The 22541-nt window shown below is 65.6% G+C and carries 17 protein-coding genes; 9 read left to right on the forward strand and 8 right to left on the reverse strand.

Features of this window, described 5'->3' with window-relative positions; translation table 11 throughout:
- The first annotated feature begins 4 nt into the window (after positions 1-4).
- The 9 genes from ACP693_RS02375 (at position 5) to ACP693_RS02415 (ending at position 11184) form a co-directional block, all read left to right on the forward strand.
- A complete protein-coding gene (locus tag ACP693_RS02375) occupies positions 5-1387 on the forward strand; it encodes an alpha/beta hydrolase family protein (RefSeq protein WP_426019206.1) in 1383 nt (460 codons plus the stop codon).
- A 3-nt stretch (positions 1388-1390) separates the two neighbouring features.
- Entirely contained in the window at positions 1391-3046 is a 1656-nt protein-coding gene (locus tag ACP693_RS02380) for a long-chain-fatty-acid--CoA ligase (RefSeq protein WP_372691484.1), read from the forward strand.
- Entirely contained in the window at positions 3043-4401 is a 1359-nt protein-coding gene (locus ACP693_RS02385; protein ID WP_425986841.1) for a glycoside hydrolase family 1 protein, read from the forward strand. Before ACP693_RS02380 ends, ACP693_RS02385 begins: the two co-directional genes overlap by 4 nt.
- Positions 4398-5510 (forward strand): alpha/beta hydrolase, encoded by a 1113-nt coding sequence (locus ACP693_RS02390; protein ID WP_008260296.1) that lies wholly within the window; start codon positions 4398-4400, stop codon positions 5508-5510. The genes ACP693_RS02385 and ACP693_RS02390 overlap by 4 nt, the downstream gene beginning before the upstream one ends.
- 103 nt (positions 5511-5613) lie before the next feature.
- On the forward strand, positions 5614-7224 hold the full coding sequence (treF, locus tag ACP693_RS02395; protein ID WP_425986839.1) for an alpha,alpha-trehalase TreF: 1611 nt from the start codon (positions 5614-5616) through the stop codon (positions 7222-7224).
- Between the two features lie 49 nt (positions 7225-7273).
- Positions 7274-8599, forward strand: coding sequence for a sugar MFS transporter (locus tag ACP693_RS02400; protein WP_425986837.1), 1326 nt, complete (start codon positions 7274-7276; stop codon positions 8597-8599).
- The gene (locus tag ACP693_RS02405; RefSeq protein ID WP_425986835.1) at positions 8592-8975 is read left to right on the forward strand and encodes a nuclear transport factor 2 family protein; all 384 of its coding nucleotides are present in this window, start codon (positions 8592-8594) and stop codon (positions 8973-8975) included. Before ACP693_RS02400 ends, ACP693_RS02405 begins: the two co-directional genes overlap by 8 nt.
- A gap of 225 nt (positions 8976-9200) precedes the next feature.
- The gene (locus ACP693_RS02410; RefSeq protein ID WP_425986833.1) at positions 9201-10901 is read left to right on the forward strand and encodes an ATP-binding protein; all 1701 of its coding nucleotides are present in this window, start codon (positions 9201-9203) and stop codon (positions 10899-10901) included.
- Between the two features lie 136 nt (positions 10902-11037).
- A complete protein-coding gene (locus ACP693_RS02415; RefSeq protein WP_426029323.1) occupies positions 11038-11184 on the forward strand; it encodes a LysR family transcriptional regulator in 147 nt (48 codons plus the stop codon).
- Between the two features lie 119 nt (positions 11185-11303).
- Here ACP693_RS02415 and ACP693_RS02420 read toward each other — a convergent pair whose 3' ends face one another.
- The 8 genes from ACP693_RS02420 to ACP693_RS02455 all read right to left on the reverse strand — a co-directional run bounded on the left by ACP693_RS02420 (position 11304) and on the right by ACP693_RS02455 (position 22538).
- Positions 11304-12941, reverse strand: coding sequence for a 3-(methylthio)propionyl-CoA ligase (locus ACP693_RS02420; protein WP_425986831.1), 1638 nt, complete (start codon positions 12939-12941; stop codon positions 11304-11306).
- A 246-nt stretch (positions 12942-13187) separates the two neighbouring features.
- Complete coding sequence (locus ACP693_RS02425) at positions 13188-15311, reverse strand: beta-galactosidase (protein ID WP_426050112.1); 2124 nt, start codon at positions 15309-15311, stop codon at positions 13188-13190.
- Complete coding sequence (locus ACP693_RS02430) at positions 15266-16648, reverse strand: alpha/beta hydrolase family protein (RefSeq protein WP_425986829.1); 1383 nt, start codon at positions 16646-16648, stop codon at positions 15266-15268. The genes ACP693_RS02425 and ACP693_RS02430 overlap by 46 nt, the downstream gene beginning before the upstream one ends.
- A complete protein-coding gene (locus ACP693_RS02435; protein ID WP_425986827.1) occupies positions 16645-17586 on the reverse strand; it encodes an alpha/beta hydrolase in 942 nt (313 codons plus the stop codon). The genes ACP693_RS02430 and ACP693_RS02435 overlap by 4 nt, the downstream gene beginning before the upstream one ends.
- A 137-nt stretch (positions 17587-17723) precedes the next feature.
- Positions 17724-18680, reverse strand: coding sequence for an alpha/beta hydrolase (locus ACP693_RS02440; RefSeq protein WP_425986825.1), 957 nt, complete (start codon positions 18678-18680; stop codon positions 17724-17726).
- Positions 18677-19900 (reverse strand): glycoside hydrolase family 1 protein, encoded by a 1224-nt coding sequence (locus tag ACP693_RS02445; RefSeq protein ID WP_425986823.1) that lies wholly within the window; start codon positions 19898-19900, stop codon positions 18677-18679. Before ACP693_RS02445 ends, ACP693_RS02440 begins: the two co-directional genes overlap by 4 nt.
- On the reverse strand, positions 19897-21204 hold the full coding sequence (locus ACP693_RS02450) for a glycoside hydrolase family 1 protein (protein WP_426019204.1): 1308 nt from the start codon (positions 21202-21204) through the stop codon (positions 19897-19899). Before ACP693_RS02450 ends, ACP693_RS02445 begins: the two co-directional genes overlap by 4 nt.
- A complete protein-coding gene (locus tag ACP693_RS02455; protein ID WP_426019202.1) occupies positions 21201-22538 on the reverse strand; it encodes a hypothetical protein in 1338 nt (445 codons plus the stop codon). The genes ACP693_RS02450 and ACP693_RS02455 overlap by 4 nt, the downstream gene beginning before the upstream one ends.
- Positions 22539-22541: the final 3 nt, after the last annotated feature.

Raw genomic sequence — 22541 nt, forward strand, 5'->3', positions numbered from 1 at the left:
CCCTATGTTGATGAAGCCGCATCCCGGATTCAAGCGAGCGTCTATCGCCGCCCTGGCCGTCGCCGCCGTCCTGTCGGGCGCCGGCTGCAGCACCCCGGCCAATGCCGACCTGCAACCGGCACAGGCTTCCTTCGCGGCGAGGGCCTCGGCCCAGCAGGCGACGGATGTGGAGGTCAAGACCCGGGAGGATGGCGGCTTCACCGTCAACGGAAAGCTCGAAGGCGACCATTTCGCCATGGCTATTCCGGCCGACTGGAACGGCCAGGCCCTGGTCTTCGCCCACGGCTATTCGGTGCCAGGCAGCTCCATCGCCGTATCCGAGGACCCGGCCGACAAGGATCCGTCTGGCGGCCTGATGAAGGGGGCCTACGCCCAAGGCTTCGCCATCGCCCATAGCGATTTCGACAAGGCCGGAGTGGGCGTCGAATCCGCCGTCGAAAACACCCTGCGCCTCCGCGCCTTCCTCGACAGAATGGGCGTGACGGACGCCTATGTGGCGGGCGGCTCGATGGGCGGCAATATCGTAATGGCCATCATCGAGACCGAGCCGACGGCCTTCAAGGGCGCCCTGTCCGGCTGCGGTCTGGTGGATAACTGGACCGATGAGGTCGGCCTGTTGATCGATCTGCGAGCCCTCTACGCCTACTATACCCGCGACACCGAGTACGCCCTCCCCGGCGAGACCGACCTCAATCGCTCGGCCCTGTCCCCGATCGCGCCCAACGCCATCGGCGTTCTCAACGAAGCCTTCCGTCTGGTGCAGATGAAACGGATCGCCGATCCGATCGCCGCCTTGTTCAAGGCCGCAAAGGAGACGCCGGGCGGACGCGAGGCGCAGATCATCGACAAGATCGCCTCAATCACCGGCGTCACGCCGGAACCCGCCTCCCTCATCGTGCCGATCATGACCGTGTCGCTCGGCATGGACGATATGAACGCGACCTTCGGGGGGGGCATCTACGACAGTTCGGCCAGGGTCTACGCCAGCCCCCTGCTGACCGCCGAAGAGGCTGCAGCCCTCAACCGCGACATCGGCCGTGTCCGCGCCACCCCCTCGGCAGTGGCCTATGCGGATCGCTGGCGACGTTCGACGGGCCGGTTCTCCATCCCCCTCGTCGCCATTCACAACCGCATCGACTCCCTCGTTCCCTACAGCCAGTTCGAGGGCCTGATCCGCAAGGTCGAAGCCGCCGGCAACGCCGATCGCCTGCTGGCCATCACCGTCCCCGAGATCACCATGCCCCTCACCGGCACGGGACTGGACGGCCTGGCCCATTGCGGCTTCACCCCGGGTCAGCTCGGCGCCGCCTTCGACGCCCTTCAGACCTGGACGACCACGGGCCAGCGGCCGACCCCGGTCATGCCGGCTGCGGCGCCGGCACCCTAATCCATGGCGCTTCGCTTCGCGGATCCGGCGCCGGACGCCTATGCCTATCCCCTGCTGATCCGGCATCTGCTGCAGAGCGCCCTGGACGCCCGCAGTGGGCGGGAGATCGTCGGATCCGATGGCCGGCGTCACGACTATCAAACGCTGAACCACCGCATCGGGCGGTTGGCCGCCGTGCTCTCCGCCCACGGGGTGGAACAGGGCGACGTCGTCGCGGTGATGGACTGGGACAGTCATCGCTATCTGGAGGCCTATTTCGCCATCCCGATGATGGGGGCGGTGTTGCAGACCGTGAACGTGCGGATGTCCCGGGATCAGATAGCCTACGTCCTCAAGGACACACGTCCGCGCGCAATCATCGTCCATTCGGATTTCGCGGACGATCTCGCGGCGCTGCGGCCGACCCTTCAACCGGGCTGCGTCATCATAACCTGCCACGACGGCGTCGCCGTCGAGGTCGAGGTCGAGACCAGAGTCGGCGACTATGAGGCCCTGCTGTCAGCCAGCGATGCGATCTTTTCCTTCGTCGATTTCGACGAGAACGCCCTGGCCACGACCTTCCACACCACGGGCACCACGGGCCTGCCCAAGGCCGTGACCTTCAGCCACCGCCAGCTCGTGCTTCACACGCTGGCGGTGGGTCTTGCCATGGGGCAGCAGCCGGTCGAACAGGGGCTGTGGCGTGAGTCGGTCTACATGCCGGTGACGCCGATGTTCCATGTCCACGCCTGGGGTCTGCCCTATGTGGCGACCCTGCTGGGGCTTAAACAGGTCTATCCGGGACGCTACGTTCCCGCCCGCCTGCTGGCGCTGAAGCGGGACGAGGCTGTCACCTATTCCCACTGCGTGCCGACGATCCTGCAGATGATGCTGGATGAAGCGGGGCCCGACGCCCGGCTCGGGCCATGGACCATCATCATCGGCGGATCGGCCCTGCCTGAGTCCCTGATGCGCGCCGCCGCCGCCGCCGGGATCACCGCCGTGGCCGGCTACGGAATGTCGGAGACGTGCCCAGTGCTGACCCTGTCGCGGCATGACCTGGAGGATGTCCGGCCACCGGAAACGGTTCGCCGTTGGGCCGGCCGTCCGATTCCCCTGGTGCAAATCCGGCTGCACGACGAGAGCGGCGAGGATGTTTCCGGCGTGGCGAATGGACAGGGCGAGATCGTCGTACGCGCGCCCTGGCTGACACAGTCCTACCCCAACAGCGCCCAAGCCGGCAAGGCTCTGTGGTCCGGCGGCTGGCTGCATACCCAGGATGTGGCCACACGTGAGCCGCAGGGCGACATCGTCATCTGCGACCGGTTGAAGGATGTCATCAAGACGGGCGGCGAATGGGTCTCCTCCGCCGAGATCGAGGATCTGGCGCTGCGAGATCCGGACATCGCCGAGGCGGCCGTCGTCGGCGCACCGGACGCGCGATGGGGCGAACGCCCCGTGCTCTTCGCGGTGGCGCGCCCCGGCTGCACACCCTCGCTCCAGACCCTAAAAGACCGGATGTCACCCATGGTGACCGCCGGCCAGCTCAGCCGCTGGGCGGCGCCCGATCGGCTGATCCTGATCGAGGCCCTGCCGCGCACCAGCGTGGGCAAGATCGACAAGAAGCTGCTGCGTCTTCGCCTGGGAGAAGACGTTCTCGACAGCCGGAGCGCCTCATGACCCGCCTATCCTCCCCCACCCCGAGCCGGCGCGCCATCCTGACGGCCGGGACACTCGCCGCCGCCCTCGCCACCCGGACGTCAGCGGCCCCCGCCGCGGCAAACGCCGTTCGCGGCGAGGGCGCGGTGCCTTTTTTGTGGGGTGCGGCGACCGCCGGGCACCAGGTCGAGGGCAACAATGTTGCCAGCGACATCTGGCTGCTTGAACAGGTCAAGCCGACCCTGTTCAGCGAGCCGTCCGGCGATGCCTGCGACAGCTTCGAGCGCTGGAGCGAGGACGTGGAAATCGTCCGGTCACTGAACCTCAACGCCTATCGGTTCTCCGTCGAATGGTCCCGCATCGAGCCCGCCGAGGGCCAGGTCTCCCTGTCGGCCCTGGAGCACTACCGGCGCATGGTCGTCGCCTGCCGTGAGGCGGGTCTGGCCCCCATCGTCACCCTCAGCCACTTCACCTCGCCGCGCTGGTTCGCGGCCAAAGGCGGCTGGTTCCACCTGGATGCGCCGACGACCTTCGCCCGCCACGCCGAGCGGGTCATTCGCCACCTGGGCGAAGGCGTCAGCCATGTCGTGACGTTCAACGAACCCAATCTCCAGCTTCTGGGCGAATGGGGCCGAACCCCGGACCCGACGGTTCGCCAGACCATGACGGATATGCTCGCGGCCGCAGCGAAGGCCAGCGGGTCGGACCGCTTCTCCCTGATGAACACGGGAGATGCGGCGGCTATGGTCGCCCCCGTCCTGGAGGCGCACCGATTGGCGCGACGGGCGATCAAGACAGTTCGACCCGACCTTCCGGTCGGCATGACCCTGGCCATTCCGGACGATCAGGCCGAAGACGCTGACAGCCGGATCGAGGACAAGAGAGCGGCAGTCTATGCGCCCTTCTTCGCAGAGGCACGCCAAGATGATTTTCTGGGTGTCCAGACTTACAGCCGCAGCCTGATCGGCGCCGAGGGTCCGCTCCCCGTACCCGAAGGCGCGGAGCGGACCCAGATGGGCGACGAATTCTATCCGCAGGCCATCGGCAGCTCGATCCGCTACGCTTATACGCAGACCGGCCGCCCGATCCTCGTCACGGAGAATGGGCTGGCGACTGAGGACGATCGCGTGAGGGCACGCTTCATCCCCGCAGCGACGGCGGCCGTCCTCGCGGCCCGGAGCGACGGCGTGCCGGTGATTGGCTATCTGCACTGGTCGCTGCTGGATAATTTCGAGTGGTTCGCCGGCTATGGTCCAAAGTTCGGGCTCGTGGCCGTGGATCGCACGACGTTCAAACGCACGGTCAAGCCGAGCGCTCGCGTCCTCGCGGATATCGCCGGGTCTGACCTTTCTCGATCTCAGGGGCTCGCTTCATGATGAACCGGATCCGCCTCGTAGCGGCCGTCTTGGCCGCATTGATTGCCGGAACGTCTTCAGCCCTGGCGCAGGCCCCGGCGGCCGGTGCCGTCGAGGACCCGTCCACTGCGCATCTCCCGCCGATTGTCCTGCCCTATTCCAACTTCGCCAGCCCCGAGGCGCGCGTTTTGGCGGGTCGGCTGATGCATGAACCGCCCTTCGTCTTCGGAGACGATATCGCCAGGGCTCGAGCGCACTACGGGCGCTACAACGACGACCGCCTCGCAGAAATGCGAGCCCTCTATTCGACGCGCGAGGAGCGACTGACCCTGGGCGGCGTGCCGGTCGACGTCGTCATGCCGACCGAAGGCGTGTCGGAGCGGAATACGGATCGGGTCCTGATCAATGTCCATGGCGGCGCCTGGATGTGGGGATCGGGCAGCGGCGCGCTGGTCGAGGCCATTCCCGTCGCGGCGGTCGGCCGGATCAAGGTGGTGGCTGTCGATTATCGTCTGGCGCCCGAGCACCGCTATCCCGCCGCGTCGGAGGATGTCGCCGCCGTCTATCGCGAGCTGTTGAAGACCTATCGGCCCGAAAACATCGGCCTCTATGGCTGCTCGGCCGGCGGCGTCGTCGTCGCCCAGGCGACCGCCTGGTTCCAGACCCACGACCTGCCTGCCCCCGGCGCAATCGGCACCTTCTGCGGAACGGGCTCGGGTTATGGCGGGGACAGCATCTTCCTCGGCCAGGCGACGACGGGCGGCACGGCGCCGCCGCCCGCCGCCGCGGAAAGCATCGGCATCCCCAACAAGTATATGGAGGGAGTGGCGCTGGATGACCCGGAGGCCTATCCCGCGACCGACGACGCCGTCATCGCGCGTTTTCCACCCACCCTGCTGCTCGCCGGCGGTCGCGACTTCGCCGCCTCCACCCTGACGACCATGCATCGCCGGCTGGCGGCGGTCGGTGTCGAGTCCCACCTCTTCCTGTTCGACGGTCTGTGGCACGCCTTCTTCGTCTGGCCGGATTTGCCGGAGTCGAAGGAGGCATATGGGCTGATCGCACGGTTCTTCGATCAGCATCTTGGCGAACCGCCCGCCGCAACGGCCCGGGACGCCGCACGGCCGTGACCCGCAACCGCAGGTTTTCTGCCTCCCTGACCCCAAACAGAGAGCCCGCTGCCTGCGCTTGTGCGCCAGGCCGGCCCTCGGTCAATTTCCAGAGTCTCCCCTGATGTTCTCGACAGGCCCTTTCCTCCATCGTCTTGTCCTGGCCGTCGCGGCCGCGACTGTGCTGACTGCGGCGCGGGTATCCGACCCGACGCCCGCCGACCTCTATGGTCCCCTGTTCGAAGCGATTCAGGCCGGCAAGGTGTTCGGGGACGGCAAGACCTTCGTGGACGCCGTGCCCCGCCGCCCCGTGGCCGAGATCATGGCGGACTACGCGCGCGAACGCCCGGAGGGCGAAGCAGCCCTGCGGGCCTTCGTCGAGGCCCGTTTCATCGTCCCGGACGCGTCGCCCACACCGGATACCCCTCTCGTTGCGGAAGGCCTGTCGCTGCGGGCCCATATCGCGGCGCTTTGGCCTGTGCTGACACGCGCGCCGCTGGAGCCCGTCGAGGGCTCTTCGGCCTTGGCCCTGCCGTCGCCCTACGTCGTCCCCGGCGGCCGCTTCCGCGAGATCTACTACTGGGACACCTATTTCACGATGCTGGGCCTTAAGGCTGACGGGCAGGACGCCCTGGTCGAGTCCATGCTGGAGAATTTCGAGGTCCTGATTGCCGAACACGGGCACATCCCCAATGGCGCGCGGACCTATTATCTGAGCCGGTCTCAGCCGCCATTCTTCGCCCTGATGGTCGGACTGTCCGACCGCACGGACTCCGGAAGTCGCCGGACCCAGCTCTCGGCGATGCAGGGTGAGTACGCCTTCTGGATGAAGGGGGCCGACTGCGTCGCCGCGACCGGCGCCTGCGACCACGTCGTGCGGATGCCGGACGGCGCCCTGCTCAACCGCTACTGGGACTCCCGCGACACGCCGCGCGATGAAAGCTGGGCCGAGGACGTCGCCACAGCGCGCGAGGCGACGGGCCGGTCCGCTGCAGAGGTCTATCGCGACCTGCGCTCCGGGGCGGAGAGCGGTTGGGACTTCAGCTCGCGCTGGTTCGACGATCCTCAGAACATCGCCACCCTGCACACGACCGAGATCGTGCCGGTCGACCTCAACAGCCTGCTCTGGACACTCGAGCGGACCATTGCTGCCCACTGCCGGGCCCTGGCTGAGCGCGCCTGCGTGCGGGACTTCGATCGCCGCGCGGGAGCCCGAAAACGCGCCATGAACAGGTACCTTTGGAGCGTTTCGGAGCGCCGCTTCGGAGACTGGGACCGCCGGACCGGCCGGATGACGTCGAGCGTCTCCGCAGCGGGCCTCTATCCCCTGTTCACGGGTTGGGCGAACCGCAGCCAAGCCCGCGACACGGCGCGCCAGACCGAGGCCGTCCTGATCGCGCCCGGCGGCCTGCGCACCACCGCCCTGACCACCGGACAGCAGTGGGACGCTCCCAACGGCTGGGCGCCGCTGCAATGGGTCGCAATCTCGGGCCTCGACCGTTACGGGCATCGCGCCACAGCCGAGACCATTGGCACGCGCTGGCTCGGCACGGTCGACCGCGTCTACCGCGAGACCGGCAAGATGCTCGAGAAATACGACGTCGAGCAACAGCGCCCGGGCGGCGGCGGGGAGTATCCGCTGCAGGACGGCTTTGGCTGGACCAACGGGGTCACCCGCGTCCTTCTGGATCGCTATCCAGACGTCGTGTCCGAAACCGCGCCGACGGCGCCCTGACACAAAGCCCCGCTTCCAAAAGACGCCGCCCTTGACCGGAAACCACCCCATGATCGCCACGCCCGCAAATGACACCGTCCCGTCGTCGAGCGGCCCGAAGGGAGGCGTCGGCTATCTGCAATGGTTCGTCTTCGGGCTGTTCTTCATCTTCGGCGGCATCACCAGCCTCAATGACGTCTTGGTGCCCAAGCTGAAGGAGCTCTATTCGCTCAGCTATTTCCAGGCGATGTTGATCCAGACGGCCTTTTTCGCCGCCTATTTCATCGTCTCCCTGCCAGCGGCCGCCCTCGTCCAGAAAGTCGGCTACATGCGCGGCGCCGTGGTCGGCCTGCTGATCATGATGGCCGGCTGCCTGATGTTCATTCCTGCCGCCAACGCGGGCCTGTTCGGGGCCTTCCTCGGCGCCCTGTTCGTCCTGGCGGCGGGGGTGACCCTGGTCCAGGTCGTCGCCAATCCGCTGATCTCCATGCTGGGCGCGCCCGACACCGCCTCGAGCCGTCTGACCTTCGCCCAAGCCTTCAACTCGCTCGGCACCACACTCTTTCCCTGGGTCGGCGCCACGCTGATCCTGGGGTCGCTGGCGACGGTGAGCGCCGCGGAGTTGAGCGGAACGGCCCTGACCGCCTACCGCGCTGCGGAATCCGCCGTCATCACCCACGCCTACATCGGCATAGCCGTGGCCCTGGCGGTCGTCGCTGGTGTGGTCTGGCTGAATCGCAATCGTCTGGTGGAAGACCAGGCGCCGACCATCGGCTTCCTCAGCGCCTTCAACCTGCTCAAGCAGCCACGCTTCGCCTTCGGAGCTCTGGGCATCTTCGTCTATGTCGGCGCCGAGGTCGCGGTCGCCAGCCTGATGACCAACTATCTGATGCAGGCCGACACCCTGGCCCTGCCGGCACAGGGCGCCGGCGAGCGCCTCGCCCTCTACTGGGGCGGCGCCCTGGTCGGTCGCTTCATCGGCGCGTGGGTCATGCGGTTCATCGCCCCATGGAAGGTACTGGCCAGCGTCGCCCTTGGCGCCGTTGTGTTGATCGCCCTGTCGGTGTTCACGACCGGCGCAATTTCCGGCTACGCGCTGCTCGCCGTCGGCCTGTTCAATGCGGTGATGTTCCCGACCATCTTCACCCTGGCTTCCGCCGGTCTCGGTAAACGCGCAGCGGAGGGGTCCGGCATCATCTGTATGGCCATCGTCGGCGGGGCCATCGTCCCGCCGCTGACAGGCTATGTCGCAGACGTCTCAACCCTGCGGATCGCTTTCGTCATTCCGGTGGTCTGCTACATCGTCATTGCCCTCTATGCGCGGTATTGCGGGGGCATCGGGAAGGATGTCAGCGACATGTCTTGGTCCGCGAGCCAGGAGCCCGGCAATGCCTGAACGGACCGCCCTGCCGGACATCATCCACCGATATCTCGACGCCTACAATCGGAGGGATATGGAGGCCCTGGTCGCGTGCGTCTCGGAGACGGTGGTGTTCGAAAACGTCTCGAACACCAGGCCCTCCTTGCGCATCGACGGGCGCGATGCCTTCGCCCGCCTCGCAGCCCAGGCGGCGGAAACCTTCACGCTCCGGCGGCTGGAGGTTCGAACTGCGGTCATCGCCGGGGATCATGTGGCGCCCGAGGTGGACTGGACCGGTACGCCGGCCGTGGACCTCGGAGAGTTCAGGGCCGGGGAGCGCGTGGTGCTGCGCGGAGCGTCGTTTTTCACCATCTCCGGCGACCGGCTCGTCAGGATCGTGGATCTCAGTTGAGCGGCCTGACAGCAGACAGCGAATTTCCGGACCGTGAACGGTCGTGTGAGCCGGGGTGGGCGGGCACTCAATGGCGCGCTGGGGGCGTCGTCGGCCTCGTCGCGCTGTTCAGCATGCTGTTATGGTGCCGCTCCTGGCCGTCGGTGTCTTCCGGCGCCAGGCTTGCGCGAACGCGTTGATTCGATGGTCGCAATGGCTCTCGGGCGCCCGTGAAGGGGCGATGACATGAACCAGGGCGATCTCAGCCGTCTTGGCGGCGCCATGGTGGCGCGAGCCCGGCAGTGGCGAACCCGGATCGGACTCGGCGTGGTCATCGCCGTGGCCTTCTTCACTATGACAGGGTGGCCCTTCGCTTTGGCCTGGCTGCTGGTCTACTCGATCCTCCAGGCGCTCGAGTTCTGGGGCTTTCGGGTGTCGCGGAAGTCGGAGGACTGGACGCCCTCGACCGTCTGGGCATGGCGGGCGGTCGGCTTCATCGCCCTCAACAATCTCGTCTTCGGCGCCTTTGCAGTCCGGCAGGCCTTCGGCGGCCAGGATCTCTCGGTGATCGCCGCCATCCTTGTTATCGCCGGCGCCATAGTGAACGGCGTGATCGCCTGCGCAGGCTCCCGGCACCTGACCTGGGCCTCCATCCTGCCCCACATTGGTTGCTTCTGCGCCGTCACCGCCTCGGTGCTGATGGCCGGCCATCCGCCATGGCTCACCGCCCAGATGGGCGTCGCCGGCCTGCTGTTCGTCGTGCTTGCGATCGCCGCCTCGAACCAGCTGGCCCAGAAACTCCGGCTCATGGAGCAGGGGCGGCTGACGGCCGAAAGCGCCAACGTCTCCAAGAGCCAGTTCCTAGCCAACATGAGCCATGAGATACGAACGCCTCTCAACGGCGTGGTGAGCATGGTCCATCTGCTGGCGCGATCTCCGCTCTCGGCACCGGATCGTGAACTCGTCCAGATCATCCAGTCCTCAGCGGACACCCTGACCACCCTGCTGTCCGACATCCTGGACATGGCCCGCATCGAGGCCGGTGAGGTCACCCTCGAATACGTCCCCTACCATTTCGGGGACATGGTTCGCTCGGCCTGCGCCCTGTTCACCCTGCGCGCGCAGGAGAAGGGAGTCGCCGTCGTCCTCGAACTGCCGGAGGACGCCGATCGCTTCATCTTAGGTGACGGCAATCGTCTGCGTCAGGTCCTGAACAACCTGATCTCGAACGCGGTGAAGTTCACGACGCGGGGCCAGGTCACCGTCATCGTCACCCTGCCCGAGGCCGGCTGTGTCCGGGTAGTGGTCGCCGACACCGGGGTCGGGTTCGACCCACAGGCCTCCGGCGATCTCTTCGCCCGCTTCCAGCAGGCCGACGGCACGATCACGCGCAAATTCGGCGGTTCCGGCCTTGGGCTGGCCATCTCCCGCGAACTCGTCTGCCTCATGAAAGGACGGATCGGCTATGACAGCATCCCGGGCGAGGGGGCGACATTCTGGATCGACCTCCCGTTCGAGCCCTGCGAGCCGTCCGGATCGATCGTCATCGAAGGCGACGAGATCGAGATCGGCCGTACCCTCACCGTCCTGATCGCCGACGATCATCCGATCAATCTCAAGGTGGCCACGATGATCCTCGAGCAGATAGGCTCGCGCTGCACCACGGCCGTCGACGGCGCCGAAGCCGTCGCCGCCTTCCAGTCCGGACGGTTCGACCTCGTCCTTATGGACATGCAGATGCCGGTTATGGACGGGCTGACCGCCGTCCGGGAGATTCGCGCCCTCGAAGAACGCTTGGGCCTCGCGCGAACCCCGATCGCCATCCTGTCGGCCAACGTCATGCCCGAGCACATCGCGGCCGCATCCGATTCAGGGGCCGACGAATACCTGTCCAAACCCATCCGCCCCGCCGATCTGCTCAGGCTCGTCTCAAGGCTCACGGCGTGAGCGCTCTCGAATGTGGGGCGGTGGTTCGCGGACCCGAGGAACATCCGACCGGCTATCGCCCTGACGACGCCTCCGTCCGGATCGCTTCTGGCGCATTCGCCTTTGGCCGGATGACCCAGATGCTGGACCTCGCGATCTGGATGTCTTCGCCAAGGTGGAGACTGGAGGGTTTACACAGGCGCCTCGACTGCTCGGAGCCTCGAAATCTACGCTCAGCGGGCGGGTCGTCCGTCTCGAACATTTTCTGGGCGCCGAGCCGCTGAAACGCGGTCTCCGACGCTGATGTTTCTTGACGCACTGACCGAACGCGTACCCTACGGGTTGACCGCCGTTTGAACGATGAGATGAGGCCGATGGATCGCCTCGTTCAGAGCGAATGAGCAGCCTATGTCGCCTTCGCTTTCATTCCCCGGCTGAAATCGGCTTGTAGTCGCGAAACTCCTCTCTCAACCTTGATTTGAGAAGCTTTCCCGTTGCGGTGTGCGGAAGGGCCTCGACGAAGACGACGTCGTCCGGCATCCACCATTTTGCGACCTTGCCTTCAAAGGTCTTCAACAAGTCCTCGCGGGTCACGTCCGCCTCCGGTCGCTTCACGACGATGAGCAGGGGACGCTCGTCCCACTGGGGATGTGGAACGCCAATGACCGCGGCCTCCTGCACGGACGGATGGCCCATCGCGATATTCTCAAGGTCGATCGAACCGATCCACTCGCCGCCGGATTTGATCACATCCTTGGAGCGATCAGTGATGGTCATATAACCGTGCGGGTCGATCGTGCAGACGTCCCCGGTCTTGAACCACCCATCTTCTGTGAATGCCGAAGGGTCAACGCCGTGGAAGTAGGACCCCGAGATCCATGGACCTCGAACGAGCAAATCCCCGAAAGCGACCCCGTCCTTCGGCAAAGCGCGACCGGCGTCATCGACGATCTTCAAACTCACGCCGAAGATCGGGCGTCCCTGTTTGGCGATAAGGTCGTACTGCGCCTCCGCCGGCAAATCGCGCTCGCCGCGCCGCATGGAAGTGATCGTTCCCAGAGGGCTCATCTCGGTCATGCCCCAACCTTGAAGAACCCGAACCCCGTGAGCCTTGTCGAACCGTTCGATCATCGCGCGCGGCGGCGCCGATCCGCCAATCAGTGTTCGTTGCAGCGAGTCCAGGCTCCGTGATTCGGTTTCGCAGAAGCGCAGAAGCTCAAGCCAAACCGTCGGTACGCCAGCCGCTGCCGTAACCCCCTCAGCCTCGAACAGTTCAAACAGACTTGCGCCGTCCATCTTGAAGCCCGGAAACACGAGTTTGGCGCCGACCATGGGCGCCGCGTAGGGAATGCCCCAGGCATTGGCGTGGAACATCGGCACAACGGGGAGGATTGTGTCATCGGCCGTCAGGCCTATGGCGTTTGCGCCGTTGACCGCAAATGCATGAAGTATTGTCGATCGATGGCTGTAAAGAACGCCCTTTGGGTTTCCAGTCGTCCCAGATGTATAGCAAAGCGAGGCAGCGGTGTTCTCGTCGAACTCGGGCCATTCAAATGTTTCTTCCTGAGCCATGACGAGGTCTTCGTAACAAAGCAGATTTTTTAGCACGCTCTGCGCAGGCATGTGCGCCCGATCTGTCATCACTATGATGCCGCGAACGCCGCTCAAGCTCTTGTCTAGGCCTTCGAGAATGGCGAGCACGTTGAGGTCGGCGAAGATGAACTGGTCTTCTGCATCATTGATTATATAGGCGATCTGCTCCTGGAACAGGCGCGGGTTGATAGTGTGGCAAATGGCTCCGATGCCGGAGACCGCGAAATACACTTCAAAATGCCGATAGCCGTTCCAGGCGAGGGTGCCGATCCGGTCGCCCGGGGCGACGCCCAATGCTGCCAGCGCTTTCGCGAGCCGGCGTGAGCGCCGGCCCGCATCCGCGTAGGTATAACGATGGATCGGTCCCTCGACCGAGCGTGAAACGATCTCTGTTTCGCCGTGATACTCCGCCGCGTGTTCAATCAGTTGCGATATCAGCAACGGACGGTCCATCATAAGTCCAAACACTGGATTTCTCCCAACTACTCAAATGCCAAGGTTATAAAACGTTTGATCCAATAATTTTTAACAGATTGATCAGCACGACAGTCGCCAGTTCTTCCTGAAACAGCTGCTGATCCAGCGATCGGGCGCCATCGAATAAGGCTTGCCCCGCTTGAGATGCACACGGGAAGAGAGACTGAGTTGAAAACGCCAGTTCGTTCGGAACGCTCAGCGAGCGTAAGCTTGTCGGAGCGACAGGCAAGCGGTGGTTCATAAGCGTGATGATGTTCGAACCGCCTGCGCTCCCTGCGACGCGCCCTGCCAGACCACGACGACGTCTCCAGGACCCAAGCGGCCTTCCACCAATCTCCCCACAGCAATGCGCGCACCTGGCGGAAATTCGATTGCGGCCGCCTGACTGGACGTATTGAGCAGAAACCAGCAGACACCTGCGGGCCCCGTGCGCATCGCCGCCTCGACGCCCGCCGGGACCCAGGGGAGCCCCGGTTTCAGTCCGGCGGAGGAAAGAATGCGGTCGGTCAAGCCGCCCTGCCCCGTCTCATCGAGCAGCGCGCCGACGTACACGGTCCCTCCCTGTCCCACTCGTCGCTGGACGATGGCCGGCTGTCCTTGCGTCCAACCGCCGACGGCGTAGCGCGCGAGGACCTCGACATCGGATGCAACTGGACGGATCGTTTCGGCCCAGACCCTGGCCTTAGCGGACCAGGATCCCTCCAACGGACGTTCATCGTCCAGAGCATAGAACCCATCGACCTCCACGCCGAGCAAAGTCGCCAGGGGGCCTGGCTGCCCGTTCGGCCAGAGGGCGTTGTCTTCGGTCTTCATGCCGCTTCGCGGTCCGAGCACCAACCATCCCCCCTGTTCGACATAGGCTGACAGACGCCCGGCAAGGTCGGCGTCCACCAGATGCAGGGCGGGCGCCATGACGAGACGATATCGGTTCAGGTCCTGTTCAGGGCCGATCACATCGACGTCGATGTTTCGATCGTACAGGGGTCGGTGCCATGCCTTCATCACGCGAGTCGGATCATAGTCCTCGGCATGCCGCTGCTGTTCAAGCGCCCAACGGCTGTCCTGGTCGTAGATCAGGGCAATCTCAGCGTGCGGAGTCGAGCCCAGAAGGAAGGGCGACGCCAGGGCGAACTCGCGCGCCGTCTGAGCCACCTCCGGGAAGACCGCGTTTGGGGTCCCGTCGGGCCCCACCAAGGTCCCGTGGTACTGCTCCTGACCGCCCAGGGCGCTCCGCCATTGCCAGTAGAGGACCGCATCGGCGCCGCGCGCGACCGCCTGCCAAGCCATCAGCCGCGTCTCGCCGGGGTCCACCGATCGATTGAGGGGCCCCCAATTGACATGACCGGGCTGTGTTTCCATCACCCAGAAGGCGCGCTGCTTGTAGCCGCGGACAGTCGCGTGGTGCAGGGCGTTTCCAGCCCAGTCGGGTCGTCCCGACGGTGCATAGAGGTCCCAGGCCGCATGATCGAGGGTCTGGTGCACGAGATGTTGGTCGAAATGATTGTTCCAGAGAGTGGAGTTGGTCGTAACGAACTGATCGGGTGCGGATGAGACCCGAAGGGCGGCGGCCTGGTCAGAAACATAGTCCGCCCACAGCCCGCTGAAGAACCTGTGGGCGTCCAGCACCAAAGCCGGGTTCTGATCCCGCCCCAGGCTCAACGGAACCTGGTCGAACCGCTGATACGTCTGGCTCCAGTAGGCCGTCGTCCAGCGGTCGTTGAGGCTGTCGATGGTCCTGTACAGTCCTTCGAGCCATCGCGCCCATCGCACCTTCGCCTCGGCGTCGAATGTCTCAAGCCCGATCTCGTTGTCGATCTGCCAGCCGGCGACATTCGAGTTCTGGCCATACCGTCGGCCCATCTCTGAGGCGATCCGCACGGCATAACGTCGATAGGTCGAACTGGCGACCGAGAACTGGCGGCGTTCTCCATGGCCCTGAACCTCACCGTTCTCCGCCACCCGCAGAACCTCCGGGTGTGCCTCGGTGAGCCATATCGGTGGCGCAGCCGTTGGGGTGCCAAGAACCGTCTGCAATCCGCGCGACCCCGCTGCTGCGATTGCACTGTCCAGCCAATCGAAGTCGAAGCGCCCATCGCGGGGTTCCATGCGGGACCAGGCGAACTCACCTATCCGCACGACCTTCAGACCGGCTTCGCGCATCAGGTCCAGGTCTCTGGCCCATGCCTCCATAGGCCATTGCTCGGGATACCACGACGTTCCGACGATGGGAGAGGACAGAGCCGGCTCAGAGGCTCCGGCCAGCGCCGGCCCCGGAAGCATCGCCAGAACGGACGTCGCTAGAACCTGCCGACGGTTCATCTGACCGCGTCGGTCGCAGGTCGTGCTCCCGTCTCCACCCATGTCCGCAGGGCGGTCCAGGCCGCTGAGGTCTGCGCCATGTCGAAACCGCAATGGGTGTAGCCTTCCACGCCGCTTCCGGGCAAAGGCGCTTTGACCGCCGGCACAGCGTACTGCGCCACGTTGGCCTCGCTCCCAGTGCGGGCGACCGCCTGAGCGAACGCCTCTTCCTGCGCATAGGGCACCAGGGAGTCGATCTCGTTATGGAAGGTGATCAACGGGGTCTGGACGCGACCGGTTGCGGTGTGCCAGCGGTCAAGATAGGCCAGGGCCTCCGGAGCCGCCCGCACGCGCTGGACGCCGGCATTTATGGCTGCGGCCTCCTGCGGTGTCATGTCGGGCGTCGAGAAGTCTCGGTCCTCATTTCCATAGACCCAGCCGCCTGCGGTCGCCGTTAGGTCCTCAGAGGCAAGGGTGGCCGTCACCAGAGGATACGCCAGGGACGCTGCGTCGTAATCGAAGCCCCCGATCGTCGTGACCTGACGCACGATCCGCGCCTCGGGCCCCTGCGGGTTCGCCTGCGCAGCCGCCCAAAGCGCCAGGGGCGGAGCCGCCACCTTCATCATCTGGCCGAACACGTAGAACTGCGCCGCTTCTCCGGTGAGCCCGGCGGGCGGCTCCGGCGCGATCACGCTTCGGCGCACGTCGGTGTCGCCCTCATAGGCGTAGGGGGTTCCGCGGGTCAGGAAGGCGTAGGCCACGCGCATGTCAAGCAACTGGTCCAGCAGAACGCGCCAGCTGTTGACGACTCCACAGCGTGCAAGGCCGCCGACGAAGGCCTCGGGATGGGTCTCCAGCAGGTTGACGACGATCCCGCCGCCCATGGAGTCTCCGGCGACGTAGATACGCTGTCCGCCCAGCCCCGCGACGAGGTCGCGTAGACGCAGGGTGTTGACGGAGCCGGTCTCGACGCCCAGGCCGGCCTTGTCATAGGCGCTGTGCCCCGCCACGAAGCCTTGGTCGTAAGCGAGTTTCAGTACGCCGGGCTTCTCGACGGGGTTGTCGGCGACCGACACCGGAGTCCCCGGCGTGGAATAGCCGTGGGCATAGACCAGCCCATCGCCGTTCCACGTCGCGGGAAAGGCCAGGGCGAACTGGGCGCCAGAGAGCTTGCCGCCTAGCAGCAGGCCGCCGTTCGGCCCGGGCCGGGCGTCGATGTCGGTGGCGCCCAAGGCCGCCGCCCGGTCCGCGATCGCCTGTTGCCCCGGCGTCAGGCCCGCGCTGGCCGCTTCGACGGCCGCCGGGGCGACCTGGGCCCCGGCCAGAGAAGGCTGACCGCCCGCGACGAGGATGAACGGGATCAGTCCCGCGAGCAGGCAGGATTTGAAGCGAGAGGTCATGAGGGGCTCCGGGGGGTTGGGATCGAAGACGAAGGGGTGAGACCGAGCCTGCTGTCGAAGAAGCCGGCGATCAGCGCGTAGGCCTCCAGTGACTCAGGCATGTCAGGCCACACGAAGAAGGCGTGCGGCAATCCGTCGAACAGATGAAGTTCGCTGTCGACGCCCGCGCGGGCGAGGCGACGGTGGGCCAGGCTGAGCGCGCTGACGGCGAAGTCCCGGCCGCCCGCCAGCAGGAGGGTCGGCGGCATGAAAACCGTTTCCGCATCCGAAGTCAGCGGATAGGCTCGCGCATCGTCGGCTCCGACGCCTTCCATATAGGCGGTCGGCAGGAGTCCGGGCAGGGGCGGCGCCTTGACCCCCGGTCCGACCGGCACGACGCCGGCGAGGTATGGGCTGTCGCCGGAATAGGGCGCGCCGGTGCCGCACAGGGTGCCGATAGCGCCCGGTCGGGGCAGACCCTCTCGGCGAATCCAGGTTACGGCCTGGGCTGTGATCACGCCGCCCGCCGAGCAGCCGAAGATGCCTATGTTGGCTGCCGGATATCGTTCCAGCAGGGCGCGATAGACCGCCGTCACATCCTCGGACGCGGCGGGATAGCGGTTCTCTGGGGCCAGGCGGTAATCCACCGTCACCACGGAGACGCCCATGGTCGCGGCGATCGGAATGGCCTCCACCAGGGCTCCGCTGCCCGCGCCCCACATGAAGGCCCCGCCGTGGACGTTGATCAGGACGCGGTCGCGATTGCGGGCCGACACGCCGTCAGCGGGCTCGACCACCTGCACATGGACGGCATTCAGCGTCTCATGCCGTTCACGGGTCCTGAACACCCGCCGCATTTCCACGAGCCGATCGTCGTTGAACTGCTGATAGAAGGCCCGCTGGCGTACAAGGTCGCCATTGAACTCGGGAGCCTTGGCCGCGTCCATCCGATCCAGCACGGATCGCGCTTCAGGACTGAGCTGATTGGAAGGAGGGAGCCAGGACATCAAGCCGGGAGTCTGGGCCGACGACGCTGAGCCAGAGGCCATGAGCGCCAGGCTGGATATGACAACGGCGACACAACAATTTGCAGGGGTCATTTCCAGGGCTCAGTCGGGGACAAATGGCGCGCCATCGCGCGAAAGGCCGCGTCGGTTTCAGGCGCGTCGATGTAGCTCCAGAAGGCGTGAGGCAGACCGTCGAAGACGATCAGGTTGGCCGCGACGCCCGCCTCGTCCAGTCCGCGACAAAAGGCGGCTGTCGAACTGAGCAAAAGGTCACGGCTGCTGGAGATGCAAAGGGTCGGCGGCCAATCCGTGAGATCGCCGCGTGCGGGCGAGGCTGCGACATCCTGAGGCGATCCTGCTCCCAGATAGGCGCCCAGGACTGCGGAGGCGGCAGCCGGGTCTCCGAACAGGTCCAGGCTGTCGCCGCCGGAGGCTAGGTCGGCCGTGCCGGAAAAAAAGCCCAGCGCGGCTGGCAGCGGCTCCCCATCGCGCCGAAGCCGGGCGATGAGTTCAACCGCGAGGGTCGCCCCTGCCGAGGTCCCAAACAGAACGATGCGGGCGTCCGGCCGGGTCGATCGAAGCGCGCGATAGACGCTCAATGCGTCCTCGACGGCCGCCGGGAATGGATGCTCTGGCGCCAGGCGATAGCGGATGGCTATGACTTGGCGCTGCGTCAGCGCCGCGAGGGGGGCGGTCTCGGTCATTGAGCCGGCGTCGACGATGAATCCGCCCCCGTGCAGGTTCAGCAGTATGACGCCCGGTCTCGCGCCGGCCCCCGGCTCGAAGACTCGAACCGGGACATTGGCGATGGCGGTCTCCTCCATCGTCACCCCGTCGCGCGCCATACGATCGCGGCCCATCTCCTGTTGGATGGCCTCAGCCCGGCCCCGCCGATCCGCCATCGTCGGACCCGCCGGTGATCGGGCCGCATCCTCGTCAAGCCCTGCCTGGGCTGCTCTCGAAATCACGCCGGAGGCGGCCTGAGGGGCGACGGGATGGCTCTGACCGGCCAGGACCAGAAGCGTCGCGAACAGTGCGCCGGTCATCGCCGCGCCGCCACGAGATTGGCGTAAAGTCCGGCGCTGGCCTTGGGCGTACGCCTGAACGTCCCGCGGTCCACCGCCGCCAGACCAAACTGCTGGCCGTATCCGCGCCGCCATTCGAAATTGTCCAGCAGAGACCAATGCAGATAGCCGATCACCGGCGTTCCCGTTCGACGCACCTCGTCCAGGCTGTCCAGGGCCGAGGCGATATAGCGCTGTCGCTGTTCGTCATCCGCTGCCGCCAGACCGTTCTCAGTGACGAAGATGGGGCGCCCGGTCACGGCGTGAACGTGGCGGACGGCGGAGCCCAGGGCCTGTGGATAGTATTCGTCACCGCTTTGCGTGCGCTCGGCATTCGGCTCCGGAGGCAGGACGCGGTCGGCCGCCATCCTCAGCCTTCCGTAGGTCTGCACGCCCACGAAGTCGTCTTCCCGGACCGCGTCCCAGAACGGCGCTTCGGCGAAGCGGCGATAGGCGGTGACGCCGCTTTCGTCGCCGATGGGCTGAACATCTGGCACGGCGAGGCTCAGGCCGACGCTCGCCTCGGGCGAGGCGCCCTTCCAGGCCCCGCGCGCCCGCCGATGGCCGTCAAGAAGACGGCCTAGCGCCTCATCTTCTCCTCGCGAATAGACCCAGACCGAATAATGATCGGACCCGCTCTCCCGTGCGGCCTGGGCCAGCATGGCGTCGAGCCCGTCTCGAACCGGATCCGATATAGGCGTCGGGGTCCAGCGGCCCATCAGCGGCAGATTGGGCTCGTTGAAGGTGATCACATGGCCAACGGTGTCTGATAGCGCCTTGGCGACACGGGCGGCGAAACGCTCGAACAGGCCCGGGGCCTGAGGGTTTTCCCAGCCGCCCCGGGCGGCGAACCAGCGGGGCGACGTGAAATGGCTCAGCGTCACGACGGGCGCGATGCCCAGATCTCGGCAACGCCGGGCTTTCTTTGCGTAATAATCCAGCCAGGCCAGACTGAATTGTCCCGGCTCTGGTTCGATCCGCGACCATTCGGTGGAGAAGCGGTAGGCGTTCAGCCCCATTCCCGCGATCAACGCCAGATCGTCCTCCGTCCGGTTCAGGCTGTCGCAGGCATCGCCTGAAGGCTCAGCGAACGTGGTGCCTCTCACCTGCTCCAGAAGCCAGATGTCCGCGTTGACATTGTTGCCCTCGACCTGATGTCCGGCGGTCGCCGCGCCCCATAGAAATGGGGGCGGGGTGTTCACGGTGTCATCCCCGTCCGCGCGATACGCCCCAGAACCTCAGCGCTGGGCTTGGGACTGCGGCGAAACGTCTGGCTGTCAACCGACACGAGTCCGTATTTGGGACCGTAGCCGGAAAGCCACTCAAAATTGTCGAGAAGAGACCAGTGAATATAGCCGAGAACCGGGACGCCTTCAGCGCGGGCCGCCAGGACAGAGGCGACGGCCTCCGGGATAAATCGCGCGCGTTCCAAGTCGTCCTCGGCGTCGATGCCGTTCTCGGTGACCAGAACCGGCTTTCCCGTCGCTTCATGCACGTATCGAACGACGTTACCCACGGCGGCCGGGAACCATTCCTTACCATTCGCGCGGCGGGGGATATCGTCTGGCGGCGCCACCGATTTCTCTGCGCCGACGTAGTCCCGCCCATAGGTCTGGACACCAACGAACTCGTCGTCGGAAACCGCTTCGAAGAAGGGCGCATAGACGTCTGCGCGTTTGCGTTCGAGCGCGCTGTCCGGGACCATCGGCACTTCGTCGGGTATCGCCAGGCTGAGGCCCACCGGCAGATCGGAACGGATCGACTTCAGAGCGGCTCGGGCCCGACGGTGCGCCTCCACGACGTGCGGGATCATTGGACGAGGGTCTTGATCGCCCATGAGCAGGGAAAAGCGATCCGACCCGCTAGCCTTGCCGGCGGCCGCAATACAGGCTGACATCTGAGCCATGAAGGCTGGGGGAGGCGGGTTGGCCGACCACCGCCCGCCGAGCGCCAGATTGGGTTCGTTGAAGGTCAGGGCATGGCTTAGACCGCCAGCGAGACGTTGACCCGACCGCTCGCAAAAGCGCGCGAAGAGGTCCGGCGATTCGGAATTCTCCCACCCGCCAGCGGCCGCAAACCATCTCGGCGTGGTGAAGTGGTTGAAAGTGACGATCGGCGCCAGCCCCTGGCTGCGACAATGATCGACGATGCGCGCGTAGTGATCGATGTAGGCTAGGCTGAACTGTCCCTTGGCGGGCTCGATCCGGGACCATTCAATGGAGAACCGGTAGCAGTTGAGCCCCAGAGCCTTGACGATCGCAACGTCCTCTCTCCAGCGGTGAAGGCTGTCGCAGGCATCTCCAGACGGTTCGGCGAACACGGTCGGCTCGACCTGCTCCAACAACCAGAAGTCGGAGTTGACATTGTTGCCCTCGATCTGGTGTCCCGCGGTCGCTGCGCCCCACAAGAAACCGTTGTCCGCCGACCTGCCCGGCCCCGCAAGGCCAGCGGCGCCGACTGCAGCGCCCAAGCCTAGGATACCTCTGCGGTTCATGGCCAAGCTCATCTGACCGCCTCCGGCGGGGGGCGCCGTCCTTGCTCGACCCACGTCCTCATGGCCTCGAAGGCCGCAATATTCTGTTCGGGCGAGAAGCCGCAATGGGTGTAGCCCTCCAGTCCTCCAGGTAGCGGGAACAGCGTTCCTGGAACTCTGTACTGGACCAGGTTGCCGGTGTTTCCGGCCTCGGCGACCGCCTGGCCCAACGCTTCGGATTGAGAATAGGGAACGAGAGAATCGACGGCTTGGTGAACAGTGACAAGAGGAGTCGAAAACCGCCCGGTCGCTTCGTGCCAGCGTCGCCCGTACGCCACGGCGGCCGGATCGGCGTCGAACCTCTGGATTCGCGCGTTGAATCCTTCAGCCTCCGTCCGGCTCATCCCATCGGGCGCATAGACCGTATTCCGGTTACCGGCGGGGACACCGCCCATGACCTCAACGATGTCGTCCATGCCCAGGACAGCCGAGTAGATGGGCGCGCCGATAACGGCCGCATCAGGTTCCGCATCTATGATCGAGGCCAATTGGCGAACGATCGTCGCTTCCCGGCCCTGAGGATCTGCCTTGGCAGCCCCGAACAACATCAGCACTGGAGCGATCACCCTCATCTTCTGCGCGTTTCTGAACGCCTCGCCGTCCGTTGGGTCGCCGGCGAGAGGAACCGTCGGCAGCCCGGATCGCGTTACGTCCATAGAACCAGGCAGGGCGTAAGGCGTGCCTTCGGTCAGCAGGTTGTATGCGGCCCGCAGCTCCATCATCTGTCCTACGAGGGGCAGCCACCCTTGCGTCATGCCGCACATGGAGACGGCGCCGTCGAAGGCGTCAGGATGCGTCTCTATCGCGGCCAGGACGACGCCGCCGCCCATCGAGCCGCCCAGGAAATAATCCCGGTTCGAACCCAGTCCATTCACGAAATCGCGCAGGCGTAGTGTGTTGGCGACGCCGCTTTCGGTTGCAACCCCCGCCTTGTCGTAGGCCGAAATGGCGACCGCATAGCCTTGGCTATAGATGTGCGCCAGGCTTCCGCCTCCGGGATCCTTCGTGATGGGATCCGGCGGTACGACAGGCGTGGAGCCGGGTGTCGCGTAGCCTTGCGCGAAAAAGACTGCGCCCCGGTTCCACTGAGCTGGCGTGGCCAGCACAAAAGCTCGACCGTTCAACTTGCCATTCAGGATGGAACCGCCGTCCGGCCCCGGCGCGCTCACGAGATCGGTTGCTCCAAGTCGGGCCGCTCGCTCCGCAACCGGCGTGGAAATGTCAGGCGAGGCGGATTGGATCGAAGCGCAGGCGGAAAGCAGCGCGGCAACAGCGCAGGCGCTCAACAATAGACGTGCCGATGTCATCTC

The organism is Brevundimonas sp. TWP1-3, assembly GCF_049896085.1.
Taxonomy (GTDB): Bacteria; Pseudomonadota; Alphaproteobacteria; order Caulobacterales; family Caulobacteraceae; genus Brevundimonas.